Source organism: Luteibacter sp. P4_D7_3, assembly GCF_056401735.1.
In genome coordinates, this window is the sequence record NZ_JBFUIT010000108.1 from 1 (window position 1) to 11,909 (window position 11,909).

The window sequence follows — 11,909 nt, forward strand, 5'->3', positions numbered from 1 at the left end:
ATTCATCGGCGATGGGTGCTCGCGTCATTCCCGATGCCCCTCTCCGCAGGAATCGCCGATGAATCGGCTCCTACAAAAAAGCACTGCCCGCCACGGCCACCCCCGGCGCCGTACACTCGGCGCCATGCATGTCATCCTCGAACGCCAGAAGCTCGCCCAGCTGACCGATGGCTCGCCGTCGGTAGCTGTCCGTATCGATCGGCTCGATCGCGCCATCGGCCTCCTGGTCGATCACTCGGCAGACATCGCCGACGCCCTGCGCGATGACTTCGGGCATCGCTCCGTGCAGGGTTCATTGATCACCGACGTCGCGGCGTCCATCGATCCCCTCAAGCACGCGAAGAAGCACGTGCGCCGCTGGATGCGACGTGACCCGCGTCCGGTCACGCCCGCCGCACTCGCCTTGCTCGGCGCACGCGCCTGGGTCGACTACCAGCCCAAGGGCGTGGTCGGTCTGATTTCGCCCTGGAACTTTCCTTTCAATCTCACCTTCTCGCCCCTCGCCGGCATCCTTGCTGCAGGCAACCGCGCGATGATCAAGCCGTCTGAGTTCACGCCACGATCGTCCGCGCTGATGCAGCAGATGATCGCCAAGGGCTTCGACGAGAGCGAGGTCGCCGTGATCACGGGTGGCAGCGATGTGGGCGAACAGTTCTCCGCACTGCCGTTCGACCACCTGATCTTCACCGGCGCGACGTCGGTCGCGCGGCATGTCATGCGCGCCGCCGCGGCGAACCTCGTGCCTGTCACGCTGGAACTGGGCGGCAAGTCCCCGGCCATCATCGGCCGCGACGCGGATCTCGATCTCGCCGCGAAGCGACTGATGTTCGGCAAGACGCTCAATGCGGGGCAGGTGTGTGTCGCACCCGATTACGCCCTGGTTCCGCGGGATCGCTTGGAAACGTTCGTCGACGCGCTGCAGCGCGCAGTGACAGGYATGTTTCCCACGCTGCGCGACAATCCCGATTACACATCGATCGTCAACACGCGTCATCACGAGCGGCTGCTCGGCTATCTCGACGACGCGACGTCGAAGGGCGCGACCGTGCGTTCGCTCGGATCAGCTGCGGAGACGTTCGTCGATCGTCGTATCGCACCGACCGTCGTGCTCGGTGCCAACGACACGATGAACGTGATGCGCGAGGAAATTTTCGGGCCGATCCTGCCGGTGATTCCGTATGACGGGATAGACGTCGCCATCTCGCACATCAACGCGCACGAGCGGCCGTTGAGTCTCTACTACTTCGGCAACGATCACGAAGAGCAGGAGCGTGTTCTCGCACGCACGGTGGTCGGCGGCGTGACGATCAACGACACGATTCTGCACCTGACAATGGACGAGCTGCCTTTCGGCGGCGTCGGTCCGTCGGGCATGGGTGCGTATCACGGCGTCGACGGCTTCCGCACTTTCAGCCACGCTCGTTCGGTGTATCGGCAGGCACGCTTCGACGTCTCGGCGATGCTGCGACCGCCCTATGGAAAGACAGTCGATCGATTGCTCGGCTTCAAGATCCGTAGGTAAAAAGTGGTGTGGCAGCCGGCTCCCACACAAAGCCGGTCGCATAAACAAAAAAAAGGGGCCGTGAGGCCCCTTCTCGTGACACCGTGTAGCGAGACTTACAGCTTCGCGCCCAGCAGTTCTTCCAGCTTGCGCTGGTCGACCGCGAACTTGCGGATGCCTTCGCCGAGCTTGTCGGTGGCCATCGCGTTTTCGTTGTGGCCCCAGCGGAACTTCGCTTCGTCGAGCTTGGCCGGCTTGTCTTCCTTGGCGCCGGTGTCCTTCAGGGCGACCGGCAGGTCGGTGGTGTTCTCGTCCAGTTCCTTGAGCAGCTCCGGAGCGATCGTCAGGCGGTCGCAGCCGGCGAGGGCCTGGATCTGGCCGATGTTGCGGAAGCTGGCGCCCATGACGACGGTCTCGTAGCCATGCAGCTTGTACCAGTCGTAGATGCGACGGACGGATTGCACGCCCGGATCTTCAGCCGGTGCGTAGGTCTTCTTGTCGGTGTTGGCGACGTACCAGTCGAAGATGCGGCCAACGAACGGCGAGATGAGGAACACGCCGGCTTCGGCGCAGGCCACGGCCTGTTCGAAGCTGAAGAGCAGGGTAAGGTTGCAGTTGATGCCTTCCTTCTGCAGCTTTTCCGCGGCGCGAATGCCTTCCCACGTGGAAGCGAGCTTGATCAGGATGCGTTCTTTCTTGATGCCGAGTTCGTCGTAGAAGCCGATCAGGCGCTTGGCCTTGTCGATCGAGGCGTTCGTGTCGAACGAGAGGCGGGCGTCCACCTCGGTGGAGACCTTGCCCGGGACGATCTTCAGGATCTCGCGGCCGACCAGTACGGCCAGGCGATCGCTGGCGTCGACCAGCTGCTGCTCGCGCTTGTTGCTCTGGCCCTTGGCCCACTGCACGGCTTCGTCGATGTAGCCCGAATACGTCGGGATACCGGCCGCCTTCAGCAGCAGCGACGGGTTGGTGGTCGCGTCTTCCGGCTTGTACTTGGCGATGGCCGAGATGTCGCCGGTGTCGGCTACGACGGTGGTGATCTTGCGCAGTTGCTCGAGCTGAGTGGTCACGTTGGGGTTTCCGTTACCTGGGAGACCTCTATTGTCGCGCCGATTGCCCCCGGCGTGTAGGCATCCAAAGGTTTCGGTTCAGCAATGCGGCGTTCTGTCAGTACAGATCGATCGGATCGACATCCAGCGACCAGCGTACTTTTCGTGCCTCGGGCAGGCCCACGAGCGCGTGCTGCCACGGCCGCAGGAACGCGTGAAGGCGCGCGCGCGAGCCGGCCTCGACCAGCAGCTGGCCCCGGTGGCGACCGGCACGCAGGGGCATGGGCGCGGGCATGGGCCCTGCGATTCGTAAATCGCCCGGCGGTCCGATGGCGGCATGGGCCTGGGCCAGGAAGGCGTCGACCTCGGTGCGACCCAGTGCGTCGGCGCGAAGCAGCACCTGGTGGGCGAAGGGCGGCAGTTCCAGCAGCCGGCGCTCCTCGAGCAGTTCGGTCGCCACGGCGGCGTAACCACCACGCAGCAACGAGTGCAGCATGGGGTGATCGGGATGGTGTGTCTGCAACAGGACGCTGCCCGGCTTGCTCGCGCGCCCCGCGCGGCCCGCCACCTGCACCACGAGTTGGGCGAGGCGCTCGCCGGCGCGGAAGTCCACGCTGTGCAGGCCTTCGTCGACGCCGACGATGGCCACCAGGGTGAGGTTGGGCAGGTCATGTCCCTTCGCCAGCATCTGCGTGCCGACAAGGATCGCCGGCTTGTCTTCGCGCAGGCCGTCGAGGATCTCACCGAAGGCATCGCGCCGGCGGGTGGTCTCGCGGTCGATGCGGACCACCGGCACCTCGGGAAAACGTGCCGTGAGCGCCTCTTCAAGGCGCTCGGTTCCCTGGCCCTGCGGGCTGATGTTGGYCGACTTGCACGACGGACAGGCGGTCGGCACCGCCATGGTGTTGTCGCAGTGGTGACAGATCAGCCGACGGCGTCCGGCATGCAGGGTCATGGGCCGGTCGCAGCGCGGGCAATCCGCATGCCAGCCGCAGTCGTAGCAAAGGAGTACGGGGGCGTAGCCACGTCGGTTGCGGAACACCAGCGCCTGTTCGCCGCGTCCGACACAGGCCGCCACGGCATTCATCAGGGTGGGCGACATGCCATGGTCGAGTCGCTGCGCCCGCATGTCGACGATCTGCACGCGAGTGGATTGCGTGGCACCGGGGCGGCCGCGCAGGACCAGCCGCTGGTAACGCCCGGCCTCGACGTTGCCCAGTGTCTCCAGCGACGGCGTGGCCGAGCCCAGGACCACCGGCACGCCATGGGCGCGGGCGCGGACGAGGGCCAGGTCGCGAGCGTGGTAACGAAAGCCTTCCTGCTGCTTATAGGAGGCGTCGTGTTCCTCGTCGACGATGATCAGGCCGGCATGCGGCAGCGGTGTGAAGACCGCCGAACGCGTTCCGAGCACCACCTTCGCCGTACCGTTTCGTGCTCGCAGCCAGGCGCGCGCACGGTCGCCTTCGGCGAGATTGGAATGGAGTACCTCGATCGTGACGCCGAGCCGTTCGCGCAGGCGCCGCACCGTCTGCGGTGCCAGGCCAATCTCCGGCACCAGCAGCAGGGTCTGCTTGCCATCGGCCAACGCCCGCTCGATCAGGGCGAGATAGACCTCGGTCTTGCCGCTGCCGGTGACACCGTCGAGGACATAAGGCTGGAAGCGGCCGAATCCTTCGCCCATCGCGGCGACCGCGGCCGCCTGCTCTTCGCTCAGTGCCGGGCCGGGAGCAGGGCTAGCCGGCAGGGACGTTTCCTCCAGCTCCATTTTTTCGACGAGGCCGGCGTCCACCAAGCGCCGCGCCGCGGCGCGCCACTCAGGCAGGGCGAAGCCGAGTTCGTCGGCCGCGCGCGGGCCGTCGACGAGCGCCTCGAGCAAGGCGGCCGAACCACCCTTGCGGCTGCGGGCATCGCGGGCGCTGCGGCCCTGGGTGGTAAGCGCCCAGACCTCCCGGCCGGTCGCCGGCAAGGGCCGCGGCTCACGCAACGCCAGGGGTAGCGCGTTGGCGAAGGCCTCGCCAGGCGCGCCGGCCCAGTAGTCCGCTGCCCAGGCCAGGGTGGCCAGGAGTTCGGCATCGAGCAGGGGGGCGTCGTCGAGGACCTCGCTCACGCGTTTGAGGCGCTTGACACCCACCGCTGCTTCGGCCGCCGGATCGATCACCACGCCGACCATTTCTCCCCGTCCGAACGGCACGCGCACGCGCGATCCCGCCTGCGCGATACCTGCCTCGGGCGGCAGGTAATCGAACAGGGTCAGGAGGGGCACCGGTAAGGCGACACGGAAGACGGCGGTCATGCGACCCCTAGTTTAACGACCTATGCCGATTTCGCTGGTCAATGATTGACCAGTGCGCCATAGGCTTGGGCTGATATGAGATCCCCCAAAAGAGGAATCGAAGGTAAGTGCCCGCCCCAAAGGGGGTTTCCATGTTATCCACAAGACCTGTGGATAAGTCTGTGGATGAGCTCCGGATGGGGGGCATCCAAGGCGCATGGTTGGGCCCTTCGGCTTACCTTGGGTAGATTTTAACCATACTGAAATATTCCATTATTTCAATAACTTAAAAATGAGGCTGCCGCGCCGTTCATCTGGCATCTATAAAACCTTGACAAAAGCGAAGGGGTCTTCGGGCCTGTGCACAACCGCCTGCGCGGTAGGAAAAAATCCTAGTGGGTCATGCCCACGATGGCCGCTATGACCACCGCGAACAGGAGCAGCCAGAAATAGGCGCTGCCTATCAACCAGTACTTCAGGATAGTCATGGGCCATCCCTGCCGGTAGACGCGCTTCTGCATCATCAGCAGGTAAATCGGTATCCACACCCACATGGCGAACTGCACGAAGCCGATAGCGGTTCCCGCCAGGGCGAGCCGGGGGGCAATGGTCTCCCGCGCGAAGCTCAACAGGATCAGTCCCATCAACGAGATGAAAATGAAGGCGTGGCTATGCAGGCTGACGATGAGGTGCTCCATATACAGCCGTCGGCGGAACACATAGAACAGCTTCAGGATCAGGGCGAACACCGGGATCATGAAGAACATCGTCTGTGGCAGGACAGAGAAGAAGCCGTCCAGGATGCGACGGACCGCTTCATCCTTCCCCGGTCCTTTGTTCATGATCGGAATGAGATTGGCTTTCAAGTGGCCGAAGGCGACGTTGAGCCGGTGATTCAGCGCATCCGGAAACCAGCCAACATCAATTTTGGAATCGCTGCCGAACCATTTCTCGACCCTGGCCTCGCCCCGGCCAGGGTGGTCTTCAGTTGGTGCGGATTCGCCCGCCTCAGCGGGGATCGGGGTTGCCTTGAGCGCCACCAGACGGGTGTTTGCCGCCTCCCGGATCAGGCCCGCGGCGGCGCCGAGGCCGGCCTTTGCGGCGCCCGGTAGCGAGGGGTCGTTGCGGGCCGTACGCACCTCGTGGATCTGGTCGTCGTAGAGCGTGTGGACCTCTTCGGCCGTCTTCGCGCCGGCGAAGGCGTCGATCGAATCGCGCGGTGCCGTGCCTTCGGATCCGCCAACCTTGAAGTCGCCGATGGCCAGATGCATGAAGAAAAAGGCGAGCAGGCAGAACACGAACATCAGCCGGAAGGGGGCGATATACCGTACGCGCCGTCCGGAGAAGTATTCGAGGGTGAGGAACCCCGGCTTGGTGTAGAGCGGCGGCAGCGTATGCACGATGCGTTCGTCGAGGTGGAAGAACAGGTCTCCCGCGTCCTCGAGCATGTGCGATACCGGCTGGATCACGCTTTTCACGGACTGGCCGCAGTCGTGACAGAAGGCGCCCTGGAGTGCCGCGGTGCAGTTCGCGCACAGCAGGACGGGCGACGGCTTCAGTTCGTTCATCCTTACAACCCCGTGTTTTCCCCTTACGAATTCTGATGATGGCATGGGAGGTGGCTACAATGGGCGGCCCTCCCTGCGTGCTTTCCCCCATGTCCTTCGACCGTGCCCGCGCGCGTCGCGAGATCGGCGCCACCGTCCGGCTGGCCCTTCCGATGATCTTCGCGCAGCTCTCCGCCATGGCGCCCAACGTCGTCGACGCGGTGCTCGCCGGACACCAGGGCGCGCATACGCAGGCTTCGGTGGTTACCGGTGTGAATATCTGGGTGCTCGCGCTCGTGTTCGGCCTCGGCACGATGATGTCCGTGCCGCCGACGGTTGCCCAACTCGACGGCGCGGGGCGGCGCGGCGAAGTTGGCCCGATCTTCCATCAGGCGCTCTATATCGCCTGGGTGCTCGGCGCGCTCATGACGTTCGCCGTCTGGCATGCCTCGCCCTTGATGGCGCTGTTCGGCGTGGTGGAATCGATGCGTGCCGACGTGACGGCCTTCCTGCACGCCATCTGCTTCGCGGCGCCAGCGATCACCACCTATTTCGCCCTGCGAGGTCTTTCCGAGGGCTTATCCATGCCGCGCCCGTCGATGTACTTCAGCTTCGGCGGACTGCTCATTCTGGCGCCGCTGGGCTATGTCCTGATGTACGGCAAGCTCGGCTTCCCGGTCATGGGCGCGCGGGGCAGCGGTATGGCCACGGCGATCGTGCTCTGGCTGGAGACGATCGGTTTCGCGATCTACATCTTCAACCATCGCAACTACCGTGACCTCAATCTTCGGCAGCGCATGGCGAAGCCGGACCTCCGCAAGATTGGCCAGCTGCTCAATATCGGCCTGCCGATGGCGGTTACCCTGTTGATGGAGGCGGGCATGTTCGTCGCCGTCGCCCTGATGATCGGCCGCCTCGGAGAGACAGTAACGGCGAGCCACCACGTGGCGCTCAATGTCGCGTCCGTGGCTTTCATGATTCCGCTGGGCCTGTCCATGGCCATCACCGTGCGTGTCGGCAACGCCGCGGGCCGACGCGATATCACCGGCGTGCGTTACGCCGGCATGTCGGGCATCGCCCTGGTGCTGGTCACCCAATTCCTCTCCTCCGGGACCATGCTGCTTCTGTCCCGCCCCATTGCCAGTCTCTACACCAACGACCCCGCCGTGATCGCCATGGCCTCGCAGCTGTTGATCCTGGCCGGCTTCTTCCAGTTCTCCGACGGCATCCAGGTCGCCTCCAACGGTGCCCTGCGTGGGCTGAAGGACACACGGGTGCCGATGGGCATCACCATGTTCGCGTATTGGGGCGTGGGCGTACCGGTGGGCTGGTGGCTCGCCTTCCCCCACGACCTGGGCGCGCGTGGCATGTGGATGGGTCTGATCGCCGGGCTGAGCATGGCTGCCATCCTCCTTTTCCTGCGCTTCTGGCGGAGCAGCGCCACCGGCCGCTGGCCGGACGACGCCGGATCCGCGCCCCTGCCAATCCACACGTGATGCCGCCGCGCCGACGCGCTACGCTCGACACAACCTTCGAGGAACCCGCTTAGATGCCGGACCGTCACGACGTCACGCCGCCGCCCCTGCCAGGTCGCCCGCAACCCGTTCCGCCGCCGCGGCGCGGAGGCGGTTTCGGCCGCTTCCTGCGCGGCCTCGGTCGGGGCATCAACATCACCCGGCTGGTCATCATCAACGTGATCTTCTTCGGGCTGCTTGCGGTTTTCCTGATCGCGCTCATGGTAAGTGGCCATACGAGCGCGGTGCAGGACAAGACCGTGCTGGTCCTGGCGCCCGAGGGGGCGCTGGTCGAGCAGTACAGCGCCGATGGGCTCTCGCGAGCCATCTCGCGGATGTCCGGCGATGGCGTGAAGCAGGTGCAGGTGCGCGACCTGGTGCGTGCGATCGATGCCGCCACGAAAGACAGCCGGATCAGCCAGATCGTGCTGCGTACCGACAAGCTGCAGGCAGGCGGATTCGCTGCGCTGCGCGAAGTGGGAGCGGCTCTGGATCGCTTCCGTGCCGCAGGCAAGCCGGTGCTCGCCTGGGCCGTGAGCCTTGAACAGGGCCAGTACTACCTCGCCGCGCACGCGGACAAGCTATACGTCGATCCGCAGGGCGGCGTGATGGCCACGGGCCTTGCGAACTACCGCCTCTTCTACAAGGACCTTCTCGACAAGCTCGGCGTTGAAGTGCACCTGTTCCGCGTCGGTCAGTTCAAAAGTGCGGCCGAGCCATTCATCCTCGATCACGCCTCGCCTGAGTCGAAGGAAGCTGATGCCTACTGGCTCGGCGGACTCTGGACGACCTGGATCGACGAAGTGGCGAAACTGCGCCATATCGCGCCGGCCACGCTGCGCGGCGATGTGGACAACCTCGCCGAACGCGTGCGTGACGCCCATGGCAGCCTCGCCGATCTGGCCGTGCAGGAAAAACTCGCTGACGGCATCGCCACCGAACAGCAGTTCGTGCAGATGCTGCGCGAGAGCGGCGTGCCCGCCGGCAAGAAGGACCAGGGCTTCCGACAGGTCGAACTCGACGGTTACCTCGCCGACCGCGGACTCTCCACCACCGACATGCTGCAGACCGATCCGGGCGTCACGGTGGTCGTCGCCGAAGGCGAGATCACCGGCGGCAAGCAGGCGCAGGGCAGTATTGGCGGCGATACCACGGCCGCTTTGATCCGTACCGTGCGTGCCGATCGCCGCACCCGTGCACTGGTGCTGCGCGTGAATTCGCCGGGCGGCGAAGTCTACGCCGCCGAACAGATTCGCCGTGAAGTAGAGCTGACACGCGCGGCGGGCATTCCCGTGATCGTCTCGATGGGCGATGTCGCCGCAAGCGGCGGTTACTGGATTTCCATGAATGCCAATCGCATTTATGCGGAGCCGAACACCATCACCGGTTCGATCGGCATCTTCGGCATGTTCTATACGGTGCCCGATACGCTGGCCAAGATCGGCGTGAAGAGCGACGGCGTCGCCACGAGTCCGCTTGCAGGCGCGTTCGATATCACGCGTCCGCTCGATCCGAAGGTGAGCATCCTCATCCAGAGCATCATCGACAAGGGTTATCGCGACTTCGTGGGCAATGTCGCCAAGGCCCGCGGGAAGGATTTCGCAGCTATCGATGCGATCGCGCAGGGTCGCGTGTGGACAGGCCAGCAAGCGCTCGATCGCGGCCTGGTCGATAAACTCGGCAGCCTCGACGATGCCATTCGCGATGCCGCGCAGCAGGCCAAGCTCGGCAAGGACTTCAAGGTGCGCTACGCCGAGAAGCCGATGGGTGCCTTCGAGCGCTTCCTGACCAACGTCGGCGACAGCTCGGAAACGCACGTTGCGTTGTCGTGGGGTCTGCGCCTGCCGAGCTGGGTCGCCGAGCTGCCGCGCCTTGCACCGGAGTTCGCGTTGTTCCGCACGGCCGAGGCGGGCAAGCCGCACGTTTACGCTTACTGCTTCTGTTCGCCGCGCTAAAAGCTTCGCCGATGAATCGGCTCCTACCGGGCAGGGTGCAACAGAGCATCACTGCGTCTGCGCATCGACAGCCTCACGTTGCTTCTTCGCCTGTTCGTCGACGGTCTTCTGCACGTCCTCCGCTTTTTTCTTCTGCGCCTCCATGGCATCCCAGGGCGTCGAAACGCGGGCCTGCGGCGTCGGCGGTTGCTGTGGTGTCGGTGCCGCCGGTTTTGAACAGGCAGCACAGGCGAGGAGGAGCGTGAGCAGCAAAAGGGTGCGGGTCATGGCAGGTCAGCCTTAAGAGACATACCGAGTCTCTCTCGCGTTGCCGGTCAGCGCAATCGCGCACCGTAGAAACCGTTGCCCCGTTCCACTTCCATCTCCCACCCGAAGAGTTCCGAGAGGCGGTCGTCGGCGAGCAGGCGTTCCTTTGGGCCCTGGTCGAAGAGGCGGCCCTCTCGCAACATCACCACGTGACCGATCTCCGGCACGATTTCCTCCACGTGATGGGTCACCAGCAGCAAGGTGGTGCCCTCGCGCGCCAGTTCGCTGAGCAGGTCGAGGAAGCGGCGCCGGGTACCTGGATCGAGTCCGGCGCAGGGCTCGTCCAGGAGCAACGCACGCGGGCGATGAACCAGCGCCCGGGCAATCAGCACCCTTCGGGCTTCGCCGGTGGACAGCGTCGACACATCCCGTTCGGCGAGGTGCGCCGCACCGACGCGTGCCAGTGCCTCGGCGGCACGGTGGCGCATGGCCTCGTCCACGATATGGTCGAGGCCGAGCGTCATGGACGCGAAGAATCCGGAAAGCACGGCATTCAAGGCTTGTTCGTTGCTGGCTTCGAACTCGCGGCGCAGGTCGGACGACACCACGCCGAGCAGGGAGCGCAGTTCGGCCACGCTCCAGCGGTCGCGCCCGAACACACGGACGACCGGCGAGCCGTCCGCATGGACAATCGGATACAACCGTCGTTCGACCAGCTTGACCAGGGTGGACTTGCCGGAGCCGTTTGGCCCCAGGATGGCCGTGTGCTGACCGGGTGCGATCGACAGCGAGAGGGCGTCGAGCAGCCTCCGGTCTTCACGCAGCACCGTGGCACGGTCGATGAAAAGCAGGGTGTCGTGGTCGTTCATCGGTCCATCCTGTCGCAAGGGCGTGTTGCGCTCAACCCTTCGTCGCAAGGCAGGCACGCGGTACGATTCGCCCATAGACGGAGACCACTCATGCACCCACGACTCAGTAGCTGGCGCCTCGACGGGCGTACCGCCCTTGTGACCGGAGCCAGCAAGGGCATCGGTTACGCCTGCGCGCGTGAGCTCGCTGTTCTCGGTGCCGATGTGTTGCTGGTGGCCCGCGACGAGCTTCAACTGGAGGAAGTGCGCGACGAACTCGCCGAGGAGTGCCCCGATGTCGAGATTCTCGCCATGGCCGCCGACCTGGCCGACGAGGAAGACCGGCTCGCCGTGTTCGACTGGGTGGCCGACCTGGAAGTGAATCTTTCCATCCTGGTGAACAACGTCGGAGGCAACACGCCGCGCGCCACGCTCGACTACGAGCCGGAGGAATACCGGCAACTCTTCGAACTCAATGTCTTCTCGGCGTACGAGATGTGCCGCTCCGCGTATCCGCACCTCGTGCAACATGCGAACGCGGCCATCGTAAACATCGGTTCGGTCTCCGGCATCACGCATGTGCGTACCGGGTCTCCGTACGGCATGACGAAGGCCGCGTTGCACCAGCTGACGCGCAACCTTGCCGTGGAGTGGGCGGAAGACGGCATTCGCGTCAACGCGGTCGCGCCGTGGTACATCCGCACGCAGCGCAGTGAGCCGGCGCTCGCCAACGCGGAGTATCTCGAAGAGGTGCTCGACCGCACGCCGATGGGACGCATCGGTGAGCCCGAGGAAGTGGCGGGCGCTGTGGCCTTCCTCTGCATGCCGGCGTCGAGCTATGTCACCGGTGAGATCGTCGCCGTGGACGGTGGTTTTCTTCGTTACGGATTCTGACCGGCGTTTGTCACGGTCCCGCCCGGACAACGCCAGACGATGCGGGCATCGTTACGATGGTCTACGGGGAGTCGATAATGAAC

General features: G+C 64.8%; 9 protein-coding genes. 4 read left to right on the top strand and 5 right to left on the bottom strand.

Going from position 1 to position 11,909, the window contains the following annotated elements; all coding sequences use genetic code 11:
- Positions 1 to 58 precede the first annotated feature (58 nt).
- The gene (locus AC1DSN_RS11480; RefSeq protein ID WP_477295306.1) at positions 59 to 1,522 is read left to right on the top strand and encodes a coniferyl aldehyde dehydrogenase; all 1,464 of its coding nucleotides are present in this window, start codon (positions 59 to 61) and stop codon (positions 1,520 to 1,522) included.
- Positions 1,523 to 1,617: 95 nt separating this feature from the next.
- On the opposite strand, the gene tal is transcribed toward AC1DSN_RS11480, so the two are convergent.
- The 3 genes from tal to AC1DSN_RS11495 all read right to left on the bottom strand — a co-directional run bounded on the left by tal (position 1,618) and on the right by AC1DSN_RS11495 (position 6,390).
- On the bottom strand, positions 1,618 to 2,571 hold the full coding sequence (gene tal / locus AC1DSN_RS11485; RefSeq protein WP_063572621.1) for a transaldolase: 954 nt from the start codon (positions 2,569 to 2,571) through the stop codon (positions 1,618 to 1,620).
- Positions 2,572 to 2,668: 97 nt separating this feature from the next.
- Positions 2,669 to 4,843: a primosomal protein N' gene (locus tag AC1DSN_RS11490; RefSeq protein ID WP_477330756.1), complete on the bottom strand. Its 2,175-nt coding sequence runs from the start codon at positions 4,841 to 4,843 to the stop codon at positions 2,669 to 2,671.
- Positions 4,844 to 5,214: 371 nt separating this feature from the next.
- Positions 5,215 to 6,390, bottom strand: a complete 1,176-nt coding sequence (locus AC1DSN_RS11495) for a DUF3667 domain-containing protein (RefSeq protein WP_477295302.1) — start codon at positions 6,388 to 6,390, stop codon at positions 5,215 to 5,217.
- A gap of 89 nt (positions 6,391 to 6,479) precedes the next feature.
- Between AC1DSN_RS11495 and AC1DSN_RS11500 the strand changes: the two genes are divergently transcribed.
- Together AC1DSN_RS11500 and sppA are read left to right on the top strand one after the other, a co-directional pair.
- Positions 6,480 to 7,865: an MATE family efflux transporter gene (locus AC1DSN_RS11500; protein ID WP_477295300.1), complete on the top strand. Its 1,386-nt coding sequence runs from the start codon at positions 6,480 to 6,482 to the stop codon at positions 7,863 to 7,865.
- A gap of 53 nt (positions 7,866 to 7,918) precedes the next feature.
- Entirely contained in the window at positions 7,919 to 9,838 is a 1,920-nt protein-coding gene (gene sppA / locus AC1DSN_RS11505) for a signal peptide peptidase SppA (RefSeq protein WP_477297264.1), read from the top strand.
- Positions 9,839 to 9,886: 48 nt separating this feature from the next.
- Here sppA and AC1DSN_RS11510 read toward each other — a convergent pair whose 3' ends face one another.
- Positions 9,887 to 10,105 carry a hypothetical protein gene (locus AC1DSN_RS11510; RefSeq protein WP_063572323.1) on the bottom strand — a complete coding sequence of 73 codons (219 nt, stop codon included), beginning with the start codon at positions 10,103 to 10,105 and terminating at the stop codon, positions 9,887 to 9,889.
- Between the two features lie 47 nt (positions 10,106 to 10,152).
- Entirely contained in the window at positions 10,153 to 10,953 is an 801-nt protein-coding gene (locus AC1DSN_RS11515) for an ABC transporter ATP-binding protein (RefSeq protein WP_063572324.1), read from the bottom strand.
- 90 nt (positions 10,954 to 11,043) lie between these two features.
- Between AC1DSN_RS11515 and AC1DSN_RS11520 the strand changes: the two genes are divergently transcribed.
- Positions 11,044 to 11,826: an SDR family oxidoreductase gene (locus AC1DSN_RS11520; protein ID WP_063572325.1), complete on the top strand. Its 783-nt coding sequence runs from the start codon at positions 11,044 to 11,046 to the stop codon at positions 11,824 to 11,826.
- The last annotated feature ends 83 nt before the right edge of the window (positions 11,827 to 11,909 follow it).